This window comes from Saccharothrix lopnurensis (genome assembly GCF_042658445.1).
GTDB classification, from domain to species: domain Bacteria; phylum Actinomycetota; class Actinomycetes; order Mycobacteriales; family Pseudonocardiaceae; genus Actinosynnema; species Actinosynnema lopnurensis.
In genome coordinates this window covers 197,381-214,330 of the sequence record NZ_JBHSQO010000003.1, presented here as the reverse complement: position 1 = coordinate 214,330, position 16,950 = coordinate 197,381, and the positions used below count along the sequence as shown (strand labels likewise).

Annotated in this window: 18 protein-coding genes and 1 pseudogene; 4 read left to right on the top strand and 15 right to left on the bottom strand. The window is 73.1% G+C overall.

What is annotated here, in order from left to right:
• Nucleotides 1-27: 27 nt before the first annotated feature.
• Both ACFP3R_RS04760 and ACFP3R_RS04755 read left to right on the top strand, forming a co-directional pair.
• A pseudogene (locus tag ACFP3R_RS04760) lies at nt 28-342 on the top strand (alpha/beta hydrolase); the annotation flags it as partial.
• A 23-nt stretch (nt 343-365) separates the two neighbouring features.
• Nucleotides 366-680 carry a hypothetical protein gene (locus tag ACFP3R_RS04755; RefSeq protein WP_380633380.1) on the top strand — a complete coding sequence of 105 codons (315 nt, stop codon included), beginning with the start codon at nt 366-368 and terminating at the stop codon, nt 678-680.
• A gap of 124 nt (nt 681-804) precedes the next feature.
• Here ACFP3R_RS04755 and metK read toward each other — a convergent pair whose 3' ends face one another.
• The 12 genes from metK to pyrR all read right to left on the bottom strand — a co-directional run bounded on the left by metK (nt 805) and on the right by pyrR (nt 13,395).
• The gene (metK, locus tag ACFP3R_RS04750; protein WP_380633188.1) at nt 805-2,007 is read right to left on the bottom strand and encodes a methionine adenosyltransferase; all 1,203 of its coding nucleotides are present in this window, start codon (nt 2,005-2,007) and stop codon (nt 805-807) included.
• A gap of 44 nt (nt 2,008-2,051) precedes the next feature.
• A complete protein-coding gene (gene coaBC, locus ACFP3R_RS04745; protein WP_380633186.1) occupies nt 2,052-3,311 on the bottom strand; it encodes a bifunctional phosphopantothenoylcysteine decarboxylase/phosphopantothenate--cysteine ligase CoaBC in 1,260 nt (419 codons plus the stop codon).
• On the bottom strand, nt 3,308-3,586 hold the full coding sequence (rpoZ, locus tag ACFP3R_RS04740) for a DNA-directed RNA polymerase subunit omega (RefSeq protein WP_015103666.1): 279 nt from the start codon (nt 3,584-3,586) through the stop codon (nt 3,308-3,310). The genes coaBC and rpoZ overlap by 4 nt, the downstream gene beginning before the upstream one ends.
• Before the next feature lie 60 nt (nt 3,587-3,646).
• Entirely contained in the window at nt 3,647-4,249 is a 603-nt protein-coding gene (gene gmk, locus ACFP3R_RS04735) for a guanylate kinase (RefSeq protein ID WP_380633184.1), read from the bottom strand.
• Nucleotides 4,246-4,563 (bottom strand): integration host factor, actinobacterial type, encoded by a 318-nt coding sequence (mihF, locus tag ACFP3R_RS04730; protein WP_033427832.1) that lies wholly within the window; start codon nt 4,561-4,563, stop codon nt 4,246-4,248. Before mihF ends, gmk begins: the two co-directional genes overlap by 4 nt.
• 301 nt (nt 4,564-4,864) lie before the next feature.
• Nucleotides 4,865-5,683, bottom strand: coding sequence for an orotidine-5'-phosphate decarboxylase (pyrF, locus tag ACFP3R_RS04725; RefSeq protein ID WP_380633182.1), 819 nt, complete (start codon nt 5,681-5,683; stop codon nt 4,865-4,867).
• Complete coding sequence (gene carB, locus ACFP3R_RS04720) at nt 5,680-8,997, bottom strand: carbamoyl-phosphate synthase large subunit (protein WP_380633180.1); 3,318 nt, start codon at nt 8,995-8,997, stop codon at nt 5,680-5,682. Before carB ends, pyrF begins: the two co-directional genes overlap by 4 nt.
• A 1-nt stretch (nt 8,998) precedes the next feature.
• Nucleotides 8,999-10,111, bottom strand: coding sequence for a glutamine-hydrolyzing carbamoyl-phosphate synthase small subunit (carA, locus tag ACFP3R_RS04715; RefSeq protein ID WP_380633178.1), 1,113 nt, complete (start codon nt 10,109-10,111; stop codon nt 8,999-9,001).
• Nucleotides 10,108-10,590, bottom strand: coding sequence for a PH-like domain-containing protein (locus ACFP3R_RS04710; RefSeq protein WP_380633176.1), 483 nt, complete (start codon nt 10,588-10,590; stop codon nt 10,108-10,110). The genes carA and ACFP3R_RS04710 overlap by 4 nt, the downstream gene beginning before the upstream one ends.
• Nucleotides 10,587-11,870, bottom strand: a complete 1,284-nt coding sequence (locus ACFP3R_RS04705) for a dihydroorotase (RefSeq protein WP_380633174.1) — start codon at nt 11,868-11,870, stop codon at nt 10,587-10,589. The genes ACFP3R_RS04710 and ACFP3R_RS04705 overlap by 4 nt, the downstream gene beginning before the upstream one ends.
• Nucleotides 11,867-12,826 carry an aspartate carbamoyltransferase catalytic subunit gene (locus tag ACFP3R_RS04700; protein ID WP_380633172.1) on the bottom strand — a complete coding sequence of 320 codons (960 nt, stop codon included), beginning with the start codon at nt 12,824-12,826 and terminating at the stop codon, nt 11,867-11,869. The genes ACFP3R_RS04705 and ACFP3R_RS04700 overlap by 4 nt, the downstream gene beginning before the upstream one ends.
• Nucleotides 12,823-13,395 (bottom strand): bifunctional pyr operon transcriptional regulator/uracil phosphoribosyltransferase PyrR, encoded by a 573-nt coding sequence (gene pyrR, locus ACFP3R_RS04695; RefSeq protein WP_380633170.1) that lies wholly within the window; start codon nt 13,393-13,395, stop codon nt 12,823-12,825. The genes ACFP3R_RS04700 and pyrR overlap by 4 nt, the downstream gene beginning before the upstream one ends.
• A gap of 257 nt (nt 13,396-13,652) precedes the next feature.
• On the opposite strand from pyrR, the gene bldD reads away from it, so the two are divergent.
• Nucleotides 13,653-14,141: a transcriptional regulator BldD gene (bldD, locus tag ACFP3R_RS04690; protein ID WP_015103676.1), complete on the top strand. Its 489-nt coding sequence runs from the start codon at nt 13,653-13,655 to the stop codon at nt 14,139-14,141.
• A 112-nt stretch (nt 14,142-14,253) separates the two neighbouring features.
• Here the strand turns inward: bldD and nusB are convergent, their stop codons facing one another.
• The 3 genes from nusB to ACFP3R_RS04675 all read right to left on the bottom strand — a co-directional run bounded on the left by nusB (nt 14,254) and on the right by ACFP3R_RS04675 (nt 16,380).
• Nucleotides 14,254-14,673 (bottom strand): transcription antitermination factor NusB, encoded by a 420-nt coding sequence (nusB, locus tag ACFP3R_RS04685; RefSeq protein WP_380633168.1) that lies wholly within the window; start codon nt 14,671-14,673, stop codon nt 14,254-14,256.
• A 1-nt stretch (nt 14,674) separates the two neighbouring features.
• The gene (gene efp, locus ACFP3R_RS04680) at nt 14,675-15,238 is read right to left on the bottom strand and encodes an elongation factor P (protein ID WP_380633166.1); all 564 of its coding nucleotides are present in this window, start codon (nt 15,236-15,238) and stop codon (nt 14,675-14,677) included.
• Between the two features lie 62 nt (nt 15,239-15,300).
• Entirely contained in the window at nt 15,301-16,380 is a 1,080-nt protein-coding gene (locus tag ACFP3R_RS04675) for a M24 family metallopeptidase (protein WP_380633164.1), read from the bottom strand.
• Between the two features lie 89 nt (nt 16,381-16,469).
• Between ACFP3R_RS04675 and ACFP3R_RS04670 the strand changes: the two genes are divergently transcribed.
• Entirely contained in the window at nt 16,470-16,946 is a 477-nt protein-coding gene (locus tag ACFP3R_RS04670) for a hypothetical protein (RefSeq protein WP_380633162.1), read from the top strand.
• Nucleotides 16,947-16,950: the final 4 nt, after the last annotated feature.

Sequence of the window (16,950 nt, the reverse complement as noted above, 5' to 3'; positions counted from 1 at the left end):
CGGGTGCGGGTCGAGCCCGGGGTGTCGATGTCCGTGTTCCGACCGGCCGGCGCGCTCGCCGGGCCCCGGCCCGCGCTGCTGTGGGTCCACGGCGGCGGGCTGGTGATGGGCAGCGCCGCGCAGGACGCGCGGTTCTGCCGCCGGGTTGCCGACGAGCTGGGGGTCGTGGTGGCCGCGGTGGAGTACCGGCTCGCGCCCGACTACCCCTTCCCCACGCCGCTGCACGACTGCCGGGCGGCGCTGCGCCGGTTGGCCGACCAGACCGACGTCGACCCGGGCCGCGTCGCGGTCGGCGGCGCGAGCGCCGGTGGTGGTCTGGCGGCCGCGCTCGCGCTGCCGGCCAGGGGCGCGGGGACGTGCGGCCGGTGTTCCAGCTGCTGGTGTACCCGATGCCGGACGACCGGACCTCGGCGCGCACCGACGACCTGTGCCACCGGGAGGACGTCGCCTACGCCGACCGGTCGCGGCGGGCGGGGGTCGGCTGCGAGCTGCTGGAGGTGCTGGCGCCTACCACGGGTTCGACGCGGTCCAGGGCAGGGCGGGGGTCTCGCGGGGCTTCACGGACGCGCGGGTCGCGGCGCCGGCCGACGGGCTCGGCATCGGTGGCCGGACCCGCGGCCGACCCCGCCGACCGGCGAACACGGCCCGGCGGCCGGTACGGCCGGGCAGGCACGACCTGACGGCTGACACGACCTGACGGCTGACACGGCTCAACGCGGGACGGGCCCCGGCGGCAGGCACGACCCGACGGCTGAGCGGCCAACACGGGACTCCGGCCACCACGCCGGGGTCCGGGGAACCCGCTCAGGCCCCCGCCGCGGCACGCAGCGCGGTCGCGCGGTCCGTGTTCTCCCACGGCAGGTCGATGTCCGTGCGCCCGAAGTGGCCGTAGGCCGCGGTCGGGCCGTAGATCGGCCGCAGCAGGTCCAGGTCGCGGATGATCGCGGCCGGGCGGAGGTCGAAGACCTCCTCGATGGCCTGCTGGATCTTCTGCGGGTCGACCGTCTCGGTGCCGAAGGTCTCCACGAACAGCCCGACCGGCGCGGCCTTGCCGATCGCGTACGCCACCTGCACCTCGATGCGCGTGGCCAGCCCCGCCGCCACGGCGTTCTTCGCCACCCAGCGCATCGCGTACGCCGCCGACCGGTCCACCTTCGACGGGTCCTTGCCGGAGAACGCGCCGCCGCCGTGGCGGGCCATGCCGCCGTAGGTGTCGACGATGATCTTGCGCCCGGTCAGGCCCGCGTCGCCCATCGGGCCGCCGATGACGAACCGGCCGGTGGGGTTGACCAGCAGCCGGACGTTCGAGGTGTCCAGGCCCAGCTCGGCGATCTCCGGCGCCACCACGTGCTCGCGCACGTCGACGCCGAGCAGCTTCTCCAGGTCGATGCCGTCGGCGTGCTGGGTGGACACGACCACCGTGTCCAGGCGCACCGGCTGGTCGCCCGCGTACTCGATGGTGACCTGGGTCTTGCCGTCCGGCCGCAGGTAGGGCACGGTGCCGTCCTTGCGGACCGCGGTCAGCCGCCGGGACAGGCGGTGGGCCAGCGCGATCGGCAGCGGCATCAGCTCGGGGGTGTCGGTGCAGGCGTAGCCGAACATCAGGCCCTGGTCGCCGGCGCCCTGCTTGGCGATGTCGTCCTGCTCGCCCTCGACCCGCTGCTCGAACGCGGTGTCCACGCCCTGCGCGATGTCGGGCGACTGGGCGCCGATGGCCACGTTGACCCCGCAGGAGTGGCCGTCGAAGCCCTTGGCCGAGGAGTCGTAGCCGATCTCCAGGATCTTGTCCCGCACGATGGACGGGATGTCCGCGTACGCCTCGGTGGTCACCTCGCCCGCGACGTGCACCTGACCGGTGGTGACCAGGGTCTCCACCGCCACCCGCGAGCGGGGGTCCTTGGCCAGCAGCGCGTCCAGGATCGAGTCGCTGATCGCGTCGCAGATCTTGTCGGGGTGTCCCTCGGTCACGGACTCGCTGGTGAACAGCCTGCTGCTGTGCTGGCTCAACGACACTCCCTGGCTAGACCGATCCGCGAACGGGACCAGCTTACTTAGCCTGACCAGGGAGTACCCCGAAGTTCGGCGGAGGGCGCAATGGCGTCCCACACAACGGACGCGAGTTGCGCCTTCGAACCGTGCGGGATGGGGGTCTCCGCGCCGCCGGAGGACAGCAGCCAGCCGGCGTTGTCCTCGACCTCGAACGCCTTGCCGTCGCCGACCGCGTTGACCACGAGCCAGTCGCAGCCCTTGCGCTTGAGCTTGGCCCGGCCGTACCCCAGCACGTCGGTCTCGGCGTCGCCGGTCTCGGCGGCGAACCCCACGACGACCTGGCCGGGGCGGCGGGCGGCGACCAGCTCGGCGAGGATGTCCGGGTTGCGGGTGAGCGCGACGGGCTCGGGGTCGCGGTCACCCTTCTTGATCTTGTGCTCGACGGTCGAGACCGGTCGGAAGTCCGCCACGGCGGCGGCCATCACCAGCACGTCGGCGGACCCGGCGGCGGCGTGCACGGCCGTGCGCAGCTCCTCGGCCGAGCCCACGCGCACCAGGTCGACGCCCGCGGGGGGAACCAGGTCGGCGGTGTGGGCGGCGACGAGGGTGACCCGCGCGCCGCGCTGGGCGGCGACCCTGGCCAGGGCGTGGCCCTGCCTGCCGGACGAGCGGTTGCCCAGGTAGCGCACCGGGTCGAGCGGTTCGCGGGTGCCACCCGCGGACACCACGACGTGCCGGCCCTCCAGGTCGCGCGGCAGCGCGTCGGGGCGGGCCAGCAGCAGCCGGGCCAGGTCCACGATCTCGGCGGGCTCGGGGAGCCTGCCCTTGCCGGTGTCCTTGCCGGTCAGCCTGCCGCTGGCGGGCTCGGCCACCACGACGCCGCGCGAGCGCAGCAGCGCCACGTTGGCCCGGGTGGCCGGGTGCTCCCACATCTCGGTGTGCATCGCGGGCACGAGCAGGACCGGGCAGCGGGCGGTCAGCAGCGTGTTGGTGAGCAGGTCGTCGGCCAGGCCGTGGGCGGCCTTGGCGATCAGGTTGGCGGTGGCGGGCGCCACGACGACCAGGTCGGCGGTCTGCCCCAGCCGCACGTGCGGCACCGAGGGGACGTCCTCGAACACCCCCGCCTGCACGGGTTGGCCGGACAGCGCCTCGAACGTCGCCGCGCCGACGAACCTGAGCGCCCCTTCGGTGGGCACGACGCGCACGGAGTGGCCGGACTCGGTGAGCCGGCGCAGCACCTCGCACGCCTTGTACGCGGCGATGCCCCCGCCGACCCCGAGGACGACCCCGGGGCGGCCGGGGGCGTCGACGGTCCCGGTCACTCGCCTTCGGTGTGCTCCAGGAGACCCGCGTGGATCTCCCGGAGCGCGATCGACAGCGGCTTCTCGCGCGGGCCCGGCTCGACCAGCGGGCCGACGTACTCCAGCAGGCCCTCGCCGAGCTGGGCGTAGTAGTCGTTGATCTGGCGCGCCCGCTTGGCCGCGTAGATCACCAGCGCGTACTTCGAGCTGACCTGCTCCAGCAGGTCGTCGATCGGCGGGTTGGTGATGCCCTCCGGAGAACCCGACAGCGGGCCCAGCTCGGTGTGCGTGGTCACTCGTCAACGCTCCTGCGGTTGGTGTGCGTTCGGGGTCGTCCCGCGCCTGCCGCGCACGCGTCAGGGCGTGCCGGGCGCAGGGCCGACCACCAAGTTTAGCAAGCTCGTGGCGGCGGACTCGACGTCGTGGTTGACCACGACGTCGTCGAACTCCGGCTCGGCCGCCAGCTCCTCGCGGGCGATCTCCAGCCGGCGGGCCACCACGGCGGGGTCCTCGGTGCCCCGGCCGACCAGCCGGCCGACCAGGTCGTCCCAGGACGGCGGGGCCAGCATGACCAGCCGGGCCCCCGGCATCGCGGCCCGGACCTGGCGCGCCCCCTGGAGCTCGATCTCCAGCAGGGAGGGCCGGCCCGAGGCCAGGGCCCGCTCGACCGGCTCCCTCGGGGTGCCGTAGCGGTTGCCCGCGAACTCGGCGTGCTCCAGCAGCTCGCCGTCGTGGGCCATCCGGTGGAACTCGGCCACGTCGACGAAGTGGTAGTGCACCCCGTCGACCTCGCCCGGCCTCGGCGCCCTGGTGGTCACCGAGACGCTGAAGTGGATGTCGGGCTCCCGGCGGCGCAGCTCGGCCAGCACGCTGGACTTGCCGACGCCGGAGGGCCCGGACAGGACGGTGAGGCGGGGCCGGGCGCGTGCGCCCGACCCCGCCCCGGTGCCATCACTCACTCGCCGCTGAACTCGGTGAGCAGCGCCTTGCGCTGCCGCTCACCGAGGCCGCGCAGCCGGCGGCTCGGCGCGATCTCCAGGCGCTCCATGATCTGCTGCGCGCGAACCTTGCCGACGCCCGGAAGGGCCTCGAGCAGCGCGGACACCTTCATCTTGCCAAGGACCTCGTCGCTCTCGGCGGCCTTCAGCACGTCCGTCAGGGTCGTGCCGCCACGCTTGAGGCGCTCCTTGAGCTCAGCCCGAGCGCGACGAGCGGCAGCAGCCTTCTCCAGCGCTGCGGCCCGCTGCTCCTCGGTAAGCTGGGGAAGGGCCACGATTTCCTCCGTGGTGTGGGAATTTCAATTCTGGATCGGTGCCGCGACCGTACCGAGCGCAATTGCCTGGGTACAACGTTGCTCCCAGTCAGGTGAATCTTTCCAGCGCCGGTGTGGTGCGGCGGGTGGTAGTAGTACCAACACCCTCCAACAGGTCCGCCACCGCCACCGGTAACGCGTTGCGCACGACCTGTGTGGTATGCGCTCGACGGGGGATGGACCCGTTGGTGGACTGGACCGTACCAGGGACCGTTTGCGCAGGTGAGCGGACCACGTTGAGCGTGTCGCGATTTGATCGTGATCACATCTCCAGCGAGCGCCGCGCGGCGTCCACCGCGGACCGCAGGGATGCGGTCCCCGGACCGTGCCGCAGCACATCCCGGGAGGACGCCGGCAGCACCCCGGGCAGGTCCTCGCCGAACAGCGCGCGCAGGTCCCCGACCGTCCCGCCCTGGGCCCCGAAACCGGGCGCGAGGATGGGTCCTCGCAGGTCGGACAGGTCGAGGTCGAGTCGGCCCACGGTCGCGCCGATGACCAGGCCGACGTCGCCGAGGGGCTCGGCGCCCGCGTTCGCGCGGGCCGCCTCGTCCACCACCGACTGGGCCACCGACCGGCCGTCCGGACCCGCCGCGCGCTGCACGGAAGCCCCCTCCGGATTCGAAGTCAACGCGAGTGCGAATATTCCGCGACCGCTCGCCGCGGCCGCTTCCAGGGCGGGGCGCAGGGAGCCGAACCCGAGGTACGGCGACACCGTGACCGCGTCGCCGGCCAGGGGGGAGCCCTCGGTGAGGTACGCCGCCGCGTAGGCGGCCATGGTGGAGCCGATGTCGCCGCGCTTGGCGTCCACCAGGACGAGGGTGCCGCTGTCGCGAAGGCCGGAAATGACCTTTTCCAACACCGCCACGCCCCGGGACCCGTACGCCTCGAAGAACGCGGATTGCGGTTTCACCACCGCGACGCGGCCCCCGAACGCCTCGACGCAGGTGAGCGCGAAGCGCTCCAGCCCGGAGGCGTCCCGGGGCAGGCCCCAGGACGCCAGCAGGCCGGGGTGGGGGTCGATGCCGACGCACAGGGGCCCGTACCGGGACACCGCCGCGGCCAGGCGCTCCCCGAACCTCATTCGCCACCCCGCAGGGCCGCCTGGAGGGCCTGGAGCGGCCGCACGCCGATGTCACCGCGGATGGCCGCCTCGATGCCGTGCACGGCCGCCGCCGCGCCCTGGATCGTGGTGACGCACGGGATGTCCTTGGCCACCGCCGCGGTGCGGATCTCGTAGCCGTCCACCCGCGGCCCGTTGTTGCCGTAGGGGGTGTTGATGATCAGGTCCACGGTGCCGTCGAGGATCGCGTCGACCACGTTCTTCTCGCCCTCGAAGTGCTTGCGGACCACCGTGCACGGGATGCCGTTGCGGCGCAGCACCTCGGCCGTGCCGCTGGTGGCCAGCACCTCGAAGCCCAGGTCGGCGAGCCTCTTGACCGGGAAGATCATGGCCCGCTTGTCCCGGTTGGCCACCGACACGAACACCCGGCCCGAGGTGGGCAGGGAGCCGTAGGAGGCGGTCTGGGACTTGGCGAAGGCGGTGCCGAAGGACACGTCGATGCCCATCACCTCGCCGGTGGACTTCATCTCCGGGCCGAGCAGCGAGTCGACGCCCTTGCCCTCCGGGGTGCGGAACCGGTGGAACGGCAGCACGGCCTCCTTGACCGCCACGGGGGCGTGCGCGGGCAGCCGGGCGCTGTCGCCGGTGGCGGGCAGCAGCCCCTCCTCGCGCAGCTGCGCGACGGTGGCGCCGAGCATGATCCGGGCGGCGGCCTTGGCCAGCGGCACCGCGGTGGCCTTGGACACGAACGGGACGGTCCGCGAGGCCCGCGGGTTGGCCTCCAGGACGTAGAGCACGTCGTCCTTGAGCGCGTACTGGACGTTGAGCAGGCCGAGCACGCCGATGCCCCTGGCGATGGCCAGCGTGGAGCGGCGGACGCTCTCGATGTCGCTCTCGCCCAGCGTGATGGGCGGCAGCACGCAGGCCGAGTCGCCGGAGTGCACGCCGGCCTCCTCGATGTGCTCCATCACGCCGCCGATGAAGACCTCCTGCCCGTCGAACAGGGCGTCCACGTCGATCTCGATGGCGTCGTCGAGGAACCGGTCGACCAGCACCGGGTGCGCGGGGCTGACCTCGGTGGCGCGGCGGATGTAGCCGTGCAGCGACTCCTCGTCGTAGACGATCTCCATGCCGCGGCCGCCCAGCACGTAGGACGGGCGCACGAGCACCGGGTAGCCGATCTCGTCGGCGATGGCCTTGGCCTGCGCGAACGAGGTGGCGGTGCCGTACTTCGGGGCGGGCAGGCCCGCGTCGGTGAGCACCTGGCCGAACGCGCCGCGGTCCTCGGCGAGGTCGATGGCGTGCGGCGGGGTGCCCACGATCGGCACGCCCGCGTCCGCCAGGCGCTGCGCCAGGCCCAGCGGCGTCTGGCCGCCGAGCTGGACGACGACGCCCGCGACGGTGCCGGAGCGCTGCTCGGAGTGGAAGACCTCCAGCACGTCCTCGAAGGTCAGCGGCTCGAAGTAGAGCCGGTCGGAGGTGTCGTAGTCGGTCGACACGGTCTCCGGGTTGCAGTTGACCATCACCGTCTCGTACCCGGCCTCGCGCAGCGCCATGGCCGCGTGCACGCACGAGTAGTCGAACTCGATGCCCTGGCCGATGCGGTTGGGCCCGGAGCCGAGGATCAGCACCTTCGGCCGCTCCCGCTGCTCGGTGACCTCCGTCTCGGCCTCGGGGTCCAGCTCGTAGGCCGAGTAGTGGTACGGGGTGCGGGCGGCGAACTCGGCGGCGCAGGTGTCTACGGTCTTGAACACCGGCCGCACGCCCAGCCGGTGGCGCAGCGCGCGCACGCCGTCCTCGCCGGCCAGCTCGGGGCGCAGCGCGGCGACCTGGCGGTCGGACAGGCCGGCCCGCTTGGCCTTGCGCAGGAGGCGCTCGTCGAGCACGGGCGCGCTCTCCAGCTCGCGCCGCAGGTCGACCAGCCAGGCGATCTGCTCCAGGAACCACGGGTCGATGCGCGACGCCTCGTGCACCTGCTCGATGCTCGCGCCGAGCCGCAGCGCGCGCTCCACCGTGTAGAGCCGCCCGTCGTGGCCCGTGCGCATCGCCTCCAGGGCGCCCTCGACCGTCCCGTCGGGGTCCGTGGCCAGGGCGGGGTCGGGCACCGTCCAGAAGCCGCCGGCCTTGGTCTCCATCGAGCGCAGGGCCTTGCCGAACGCCTCGATGAAGCTGCGGCCGATCGACATCGCCTCGCCGACGGACTTCATGGTCGTGGTGAGGGTGCGGTCCGCGCCGGGGAACTTCTCGAAGGCGAACCGCGGCACCTTGACCACCACGTAGTCGAGCGCCGGCTCGAACGACGCCGGGGTCTCGCCGGTGATGTCGTTGCGGATCTCGTCGAGGCTGTAGCCGATGGCCAGCTTCGCGGCGATCTTGGCGATCGGGAAGCCGGTCGCCTTGGACGCCAGCGCGGAGGAGCGGGACACGCGCGGGTTCATCTCGATGACGACCATGCGGCCGTCCTCGGGGTCGAAGGCGAACTGGATGTTGCAGCCGCCGGTGTCCACCCCGACCTCGCGGATGACCGCGATGCCGACGTCGCGCATGTGCTGGAACTCGCGGTCGGTGAGCGTCATCGCCGGGGCCACGGTCACCGAGTCGCCGGTGTGCACGCCCATCGGGTCGATGTTCTCGATGGAGCAGACCACGACCACGTTGTCGTTGCGGTCGCGCATCAGCTCCAGCTCGTACTCCTTCCAGCCGAGCACGCTCTCCTCGATCAGCACCTCGGTGACCGGGGACTCCGCGAGGCCGGTGGCGGCCAGCCGCTCCAGCTCCTCGGGGGTGTGCGCCATGCCCGAGCCGAGGCCGCCCATGGTGAACGACGGCCGGATGACCACCGGCAGGCCCAGCTCGGCGACGGTCTCGCGGACCTCCGCCATGGACCGGCACACCGAGCTGCGCGGCACCTCGGCGCCGATCTTGCGCACGATGTCCTTGAACATCTGGCGGTCCTCGCCGCGCTGGATGGCGTCGATGTCCGCGCCGATCAGCTCGACGTCGTACTTCTCCAGCACGCCCCGCTCGTGCAGGGCGATGGCGGTGTTCAGCGCGGTCTGCCCGCCCAGGGTGGCCAGCACGGCGTCCGGGCGCTCGGCCGCGATGACCTTCTCCACGAACTCCGGGGTGATCGGCTCGATGTAGGTGGCGTCGGCGAACTCCGGGTCGGTCATGATCGTCGCGGGGTTGGAGTTGACCAGGGAGACCCGGATGCCCTCCTCGCGCAGGACCCGGCACGCCTGGGTGCCGGAGTAGTCGAACTCGCACGCCTGACCGATGACGATCGGGCCGGAGCCGATGACCAGCACGTGCTTGAGATCAGTCCTCTTCGGCATGTCAGCGACCCTCGTCCATCATCGTCACGAACTCGTCGAACAGCGGGGCGGCGTCGTGCGGACCGGCCGCCGCCTCCGGGTGGTACTGCACGCTGAACGCGGGCACGTCGAGCGCGCGCACGCCCTCGACCGTGCCGTCGTTCGGGCAGTAGTGGCTGAGCTGGACGCGGCCGAAGTCGGAGCCGAACTCCTCCCCCGGCTCGCCCTCCAGCGCGAAGCCGTGGTTCTGCGCGGTGATGGCGACCCGGCCGGTGGCCACGTCGATGACCGGGATGTTGATGCCCCGGTGCCCGTAGCGCAGCTTGTAGGTGTCGCGGCCCAGGGCACGGCCCAGGATCTGGTTGCCGAAGCAGATGCCGAACAGCGGGATGCGCCGGTCCAGCACGCCGCGGGTCAGCTCGACCGCGTGCGCCTGGGTCGCCGGGTCGCCGGGGCCGTTGGACAGGAAGACGCCGTCCGGGTTGACCGCGGCGACCTCCTCGACGGTCGAGGACAGCGGCAGCACGTGCACCTCGATGCCGCGGGCGGCCATCATCCGGGGCGTGTTGGACTTGATGCCCAGGTCCAGCGCGGCGACCGTGAACCGGCGCCCGCCGACCGCCTCGACCACGTAGGGGCGGGGCGTGGTCACGTCGCCCGCGAGGTCCGCGCCCGTCATCTCCGGGGCGGTGCGCACGCGCTCCACCATCTCCTCGGCGGGGGCCAGCTCGTCGCCGGAGAACACGCCCGCGCGCATCGCGCCCCGCTCGCGCAGGTGGCGGGTGAGCATCCGGGTGTCGATGCCGGCGACGCCGACGACGCCCTGCCGGGTCAGCTCCTCGTCCAGGCTCCGGCGGGAGCGCCAGTTGGACGGCACGCGCGCGGGGTCGCGCACCACGTACCCGGCGACCCAGATGCGGCCCGACTCGTCGTCCTCGTCGTTCCAGCCGGTGTTGCCGATCTGCGGTGCGGTCTGCACCACGATCTGCCGGTGGTAGGACGGGTCGGTCAGGGTCTCCTGGTAGCCGGTCATGCCGGTGGAGAACACCACCTCGCCCAGGCTCGCGCCGAGCGCGCCGTACGCCTCGCCGCGGAACACCCGGCCGTCCTCAAGAACCAGTGCCGCGTCGGTCATCGGTCGCCTCCCAGGGCTCGCACCCACTGCTCGTACACGTCTTTGTCATCGCCCCGGAACCCGGTGTCGAGCACCCGGTCCCCGAGCTGCCAGCGCACGACCAGCAGGCCGTCCGCGGTCATCACCTTCCCGGCGAGGCCGCGGGCCGTGCGCGCGCCCTCGACCCGCTCCGCCGGTATCCACAGCGGGCTCGCGCCCTCGCGCTCCACCAGCAGGCCCCGCTCGGTGAGCCGGAGCACCGCCTCGGCCCGGTGGCCGACGTCGCCCACGGCGACCCGGTCCTGCCAGTCGTCGCCGAGGGTCGTGCCGACGTAGACGCCGGTCGTCTCCAGCACTGTGGCGCCGGTGTCGGCGGGCGCCGGCGGGAACCCGGGCAGGTCCGCCTGGCGCCGCTGGCGGTTCCGCCAGCCGCGCCACATGCCGTACAGGCAGAGCAGGAAGATCGCCAGGACCGCCAGGGACAGCAGCACGCGGGTCATGCGGCGATCCTTCCGCCGAGTGCCGTCACGCGCCCGCGCAACACGGTGGCGAGCACCGCGCCGGGCAGCTCCATCCCCTCGAACGGGGTGTTGGCCGCGATGCTGGCCAGCTCGGCGCCGCGCACGGTCCAGCGGGCGGTCGGGTCGACCAGGGTCAGGTTGGCGGGCTCGCCGACCTCGATCGGGCGGCCCTGGTCGGGCAGGCCCGCGATGGCGGCGGGCCGCTCGCTCATCACCCGCGCCACGCCGCGCCAGTCGAGCAGGGCGGTCTCGACCATGGTCGCCACCACGATCGACAGCGCGGTCTGGAGGCCGAGCATCCCGGGTCGGGCGGCGGCCCACTCGGTGTCCTTGTCCTGGACGGCGTGCGGCGCGTGGTCGGTGGCCACGCAGTCGATGACGCCCTCGGCCAGCGCCCGGCGCAGCGCCTCGACGTCGGCGGTCGCGCGCAGCGGCGGGTTGACCTTGTTCACCGGGTCGTAGGTGGCCAGGCGCTCGTCGGTCAGCAGCAGGTGGTGCGGGGTGACCTCGGCGGAGACCTCGGTGCCGCGCGCCTTGGCCCAGGCCAGCACGTCGGCGGTGCCCGCGGTGGAGACGTGGCAGACGTGCAGGCGGGCGCCGACCTGCCTGGCGAGCAGGCAGTCCCGGGCCACGACCGCCTCCTCGGCGGCGGCCGGCCAGCCCTGGAGGCCCAGTCGGGCGGCGTGCTCGCCCTCGTGGGCCTGCGCGCCGACGGTGAGCCGGGGCTCCTCGGCGTGCTGGGCGACCACCACGTCCAGCGCCCTGCTGTACTCCAGGGCCCGGCGCATGATCAGCGGGTCGTGCACGCAGTGGCCGTCGTCGGAGAACACCCGCACGCCGGCCTTGGCCATGGTGCCCAGCTCCGCGAGCTTCTCCCCCTTGAGCCCGACGGTGACCGCGCCCACGGGGTGCACGTCCACCAGGCCGACCTCGCGGCCGCGGCGGGCGACGTGCCCGACCACCACCGCGTTGTCCGCGACCGGGTCGGTGTTGGCCATGGCGAACACGGCCGTGTAGCCGCCCAGCGCGGCGGCGGCCGAGCCGGTGGCGATGGTCTCGGTGTCCTCGCGGCCGGGTTCGCGCAGGTGGGTGTGCAGGTCGACGAAGCCGGGCAGCAGGACCGCGCCGTTGCCCTCGACCACGTCGGCGCCGTCCTCGGCGACCTCCCCGATCCCGGCGACGACGCCGTCGCGGATCAGCACGTCGACCGGGTCGCCCTCGCCGTAGGGCCTCACTCCCCTGAGGATCAAGGGGTTCACGAAGTCTCCTCCTCGTGGGCAAGCAGGTGGTACAGCACGGCCATGCGCACGTGCACGCCGTTGCGCACCTGGTCGGTGATGGCGGCGCGGGGCGAGTCGGCGACCGACGAGGCGATCTCCATGCCGCGCAGCATCGGGCCGGGGTGCAGCACGACGGCGTGCTCGGGGAGCAGCTTGAGCCGGTTGTCGTTCAGGCCGTAGGCGATGGAGTACTCGCGGGCGGACGGGAAGAAGTGCCCGTTGCCCCCCGCGCCGGCGGGCCCGCCGTACATCCGCTCCGCCTGCACCCGCAGCAGCATGACCGCGTCGTGGCTCGGCAGCTCGGCGTCCAGCTCGTGCGAAACGCCCACCGGCCAGTTCTCCACCCCGACGGGCAGCAGGGTCGGGGGTGCGACCAACGTCACCTCCGCGCCGAGCGCGGTGAGCAGGTGGACGTTCGAGCGGGCCACGCGGCTGTGCAGCACGTCGCCGACGATCGCGATCCGGCGGTCGCGCAGGTCGCCCAGGCGTTCCCGCAGGGTGGCGGCGTCGAGCAGGGCCTGGGTGGGGTGCTCGTGCGTGCCGTCGCCCGCGTTGACCACGGACGTGCCCGCCTCGCGCAGCCAGCCGGCCAGCCGGTGCGCCGCGCCGGAGGCCGGGTGGCGGACGATCACGCAGTCCGCGCCCGCCGCGGCCAGGGTCAGCGCGGTGTCGCGCAGCGACTCGCCCTTGCCGACGCTGGAGCCGGACGAGGAGACGTTCACCACGTCCGCGCTCATCCACTTGCCCGCGATCTCGAAGCTGACCCGGGTGCGGGTGGAGTTCTCGTAGAACACGGTGACGACCGTGCGACCGCGCAACGTGGGGAGTTTGCGCACTTCACGGCCTTCGAGGGCCTGCTTGAGCCGGGCCGCGGTGTCGAGCACCGCGGTGGCCTCGGCCGGGTCGAGGCCCTCGGTGGACAGCAGGTGCCTCACCGCAGGACCACCCCGTCGCGGTCGTCGAACTCCGACAGCAGCACGTGGACCTCCTCGGACCGCGCGGTGGGCACGTTCTTGCCCACGTAGTCGGCGCGGATCGGCAGCTCCCGGTGCCCCCGGTCGACCAGCACGGCCAGCTGCACGGCGCGCGGGCGACCGTGGTCGCGCAGGGCGTCGAGCGCGGCGCGGATGGTGCGGCCGGAGAACAGCACGTCGTCCACCAGGACCACGAGCTTGTCGTCCACGCCGCCGTCCGGGAGCCTGGTGTCCTCCAGCGGCCGGGTCGGGCCCCGCCGCAGGTCGTCGCGGTAGAGGGTCACGTCCAGGGTGCCGGTGGGCACCTCGACCCCGCTGAACTCGGCGATCCGGGTTCCCAGCCGGCGCGCCAGCGGCGCGCCCCGGCTCGGGATCCCCATCAGGACTACTTCCGGTGCGCTGGGTGCACCTAGAGCGGTCTTCTCGATGATCTGATGGGCCATTCGGGCGACGGTGCGCGCGACGTCGCCGGCCGACAGGAGCTCGCGCTCCCCGGCCGGGTCCGTCGCGCCACGTTGACGCGGCGCCACGGTGGACCTCCTTCCCCGCCTCGCAGGACGGGTCCTTAAAGGACGTCGGACACCCGGTTGCGACCGGGCTGACCAGCACGGTATCAGGCGGCGGCGGTCAATCTTCCGGGTGGTGTCCCGGGTCTCGCCCACCTGTCCCAGCGAGATCAGCTTGACCTGGTGACCACGGAGAGCAATCATTACTCTGCGTATTGATCTAAGCCTCCCCGCGGCAGTCCCCTACCGGCTGACGGGGCGAATGAACGGAGAACCGCCACATGGGCGACTACGCCAAGGCGCTGGGGGCAAAGCTCCGCGCGATCCGACAGCAGCAGGGCTTGTCCCTGCACGGCGTCGAGCAGAAGTCCGGCGGTCGCTGGAAGGCCGTGGTCGTGGGCTCTTACGAGCGCGGCGACCGAGCCGTCACCGTGCAGAAGCTGGCCGAGCTGGCCGACTTCTACGGGGTGCCGGTGGCCGAACTGCTGCCGGAGGGTCGGGTCCCGTCCGGCGCGGAGCCCGCCACCAAGATCGTCATCAACCTGGAGCGGCTGCAACAACTGCCGGCGGAGAAGGTCGGGCCGCTCGCGCGGTACGCGGCCACCATCCAGAGCCAGCGCGGTGACTACAACGGCAAGGTGCTGTCGATCCGGACCGAGGACCTGCGGTCCCTCGCCATCATCTACGACATGACACCCGGCGAGCTGACCGAGCAGCTCATCGACTGGGGTGTGCTCCCCCCCGAGGCCCGTCCGGCCAAGGAGGACTGAGCACGATCCGCCGGGGACCGGCCGGTGTCACCGGCTCCCGGCGGGCCGAGCACGACGGTAGGGGGCCGCGCCCCGCTCGCCACGAGCGGGACACGACCCCCTACCGGTGTTGCTACAGGACCGCGCGGAGCTGGTCGGCGATGACCGCGATGCGGCCCAGCACGCCGTTGACGAAGCGCGGCGAGTCGTCCGTGGACAGGCCCTTGGCCAGCTCCACCGCCTCGTCGATGGCCACCGCGTCGGGCACGTCCGCCGCCCACAGCAGCTCGTAGAGCCCGAGCCGCAGCACCGCCCGGTCCACCGCCGGCATCCGCTGGAGGGTCCAGCCCTCGGAGTGCTCGGAGATCAGGTCGTCGATGCGCGAGCGGTGCGCGGTGACGCCCTCCACGAGGGTGATCGTGTAGTCGTTGACCGGCGGCACGTCGGTGGAACCGACCCGCTCGGCGATCAGCGTGACCGGGTCGACCCCCCGCACGTCCGCCTCGTAGAGGACGTCGACCGCGCGCTTGCGGGCCTTGCTGCGTGCGCCCATCTCAGCCGTTCACGCGGCCGAGGTAGCGGCCGTCGCGGGTGTCGACCTTGATCTTCTCGCCGGTGGTGACGAACAGCGGGACCTGGATCTCCGCGCCGGTCTCCAGCGTGGCGGGCTTGGTGCCGCCGGTGGAGCGGTCGCCCTGGAGGCCCGGGTCGGTGTGCTGGATGACCAGCTCGACCGAGGTCGGCAGCTCCACGTAGAGCGGGGTGCTCTCGTGGATGGCGACGACGGTGTCCTGGTTCTCCAGCATGTAGTTCGCCACGTCGCCGACGGTCTCCGCCGGGACGGTGATCTGGTCGTAGGTCTCGCCGTCCATGAAGACGAAGTCGGCGCCGTCCTTGTACAGGTACGTCATGCCGCGCTTGTCCACGGTCGCCGTGTCGACCTTGGTGCCCGCGTTGAAGGTCTTGTCCACGACCTTGCCGGACAGGACGTGCTTCAACGTGGTGCGCACGAAGGCGCCACCCTTGCCCGGCTTGACGTGCTGGAACGCGGTGACGGTCCAGAGCTGGCCGTCCAGGTTCAGCACCAGGCCGTTCTTCAGGTCGTTGGTCGTGGCCACGGTGGTGGGCTCTCCTGTGGGTGAGTGCTGGCGAGCGCCGGCTCCGGCCGGCTTCTCCGACGTCAGACGACCACGAGCTCTTTCGTGGTCAGGGTGAGGAGCTCCGGGGCGCCTTCGCGCACCACGAGCGTGTCCTCGATGCGAACACCACCCTTCCCGGCCAGGTACACACCGGGCTCGACGGTGACCGCCATACCGGGCAGAAGTGTACCGTCACCCGCCTTGGACAGCGCCGGAGCCTCGTGGATCTGGAGGCCGACGCCGTGGCCGAGACCGTGGAGGAAGTGCTCGCCGTGGCCCGCCGCGTCGATCACGGCGCGCGCGGCCGCGTCCACGGCCGAGACCTCGGCGCCGACCGCCAGCGCGGCGCGGCCCGCCGCCTGGGAGGCCGCGACCAGCTGGTGGAGGTCGCGCTGCCAGTCCGCGGCGCGGCCGACGACCAGGGTGCGGGTCATGTCCGAGTGGTAGCCGTCGACCAGGGCGCCGAAGTCGATCTTGACGAGGTCGCCGTGCCGGACCTGCGCGTCGGTGGGCCGGTGGTGCGGCACCGCCGAGTTCGCGCCGGCCGCCACGATCGACTCGAACGACGGGCCGGCCGCGCCGTGGTCGAGCATCCGGCTCTCCAGCTCGCGCGCGATCTCCCGCTCGGTGCGGCCGGGGCGCAGGCCGCCGTGCTCGACCAGGCCGGCCAGGGCGCGGTCGGCCGCCGCGCAGGCCATGCGCAGCGCCTCCACCTCTGCGTCGTCCTTGACCAGCCGCAGCGCCTCGACCAGGCCGGGCGCGCGGACCAGCGCCACGTCGCCGGCCGCGGCCCGCAGCGCGTCCAGGCCGTCCACGGTCACGTGGTGGCTCTCGAAGCCCACCCGGCGCAGGCCGCGGGCCCGTTCGAGCAGCACCGCGTCGCAGGGCCGGTCGACGACCCGCGCCAGGTCCGGCACCTGGGCGGCGGCCTGGGTGAGGTAGCGGCCGTCGGTGCAGAACGCGGTGGACCCGTCCGACTCGGCGTGCACCAGGAGCGCCGCGTTCGAGCCGGTGAAGCCGGTCAGGTAGCGGACGTTGAGCAGGTCGGTCACCAGCAGGGCGTCCAGCTCCTGCGCCCGGAGCGAGGCCCGCAGGGCGGCACGGCGAGTGGCGTGGGGCATACCCGCAGCCTAGGGCCACCGGGGCCGGGGTACGGGGCCACACGATCGGCTGAACTTCGGGGGTCCTGGTGGGCACATAGGGTGGAGGTATGCGCACGTGGCTGGTTCGCGGGTTCACCCTGGGGTTGCTCCACGGCGCGGTGCAGACGGGTATCGCGGCGGTGAACGCGCACAGCCCGGGGGCCGCCTCGTCGACCCGGTACATCGCGCTGGCGCTGCTCGTGGTCGTCGGGGTGCTGTGGGGCGCGCTGGACGCGTGGCGCGGGATGGGGGGCGCCGGGCTGGTGTGGTTCCGCGCCGGGCTGGTGGCCGGGCCGGTGGCGGGGGTCGTCGGGGTGGCGGGGCGGTCGCTGGTCGACCAGACGGGGTTGGAGGCGCTGGGGTCGGCGCTGACCGGGGGCGCGGCGTTCACCGCGCTGCTGGTGATGGCCGCGGCGGGGGTCGGGGTCGCGGTCGGTGGGCGGCTGCCCCAGCCGGAGGGGGTTCCGGGGGAAGCGGGTCGGGAGGAAGAGGCGCGGGGGGAGGCCCGGCGGGAAGGGGCCCGGCGGTCGGGTCGGGTGCGGTAGTCCG

Excerpts from the sequence above, each read along its gene's own strand:
- pyrF (WP_380633182.1), bottom strand. The coding sequence starts at position 5,683 with ATGAGGTTCGGGGAGCGCCTGGCCGCGGCGGTGTCCCGGTACGGGCCC.
- carB (WP_380633180.1), bottom strand. The coding sequence starts at position 8,997 with ATGCCGAAGAGGACTGATCTCAAGCACGTGCTGGTCATCGGCTCCGGC.
- carA (WP_380633178.1), bottom strand. The coding sequence starts at position 10,111 with ATGACCGACGCGGCACTGGTTCTTGAGGACGGCCGGGTGTTCCGCGGC.
- ACFP3R_RS04710 (WP_380633176.1), bottom strand. The coding sequence starts at position 10,590 with ATGACCCGCGTGCTGCTGTCCCTGGCGGTCCTGGCGATCTTCCTGCTC.
- bldD (WP_015103676.1), top strand. The coding sequence starts at position 13,653 with ATGGGCGACTACGCCAAGGCGCTGGGGGCAAAGCTCCGCGCGATCCGA.
- nusB (WP_380633168.1), bottom strand. The coding sequence starts at position 14,673 with ATGGGCGCACGCAGCAAGGCCCGCAAGCGCGCGGTCGACGTCCTCTAC.
- ACFP3R_RS04675 (WP_380633164.1), bottom strand. The coding sequence starts at position 16,380 with ATGCCCCACGCCACTCGCCGTGCCGCCCTGCGGGCCTCGCTCCGGGCG.
- ACFP3R_RS04670 (WP_380633162.1), top strand. The coding sequence starts at position 16,470 with ATGCGCACGTGGCTGGTTCGCGGGTTCACCCTGGGGTTGCTCCACGGC.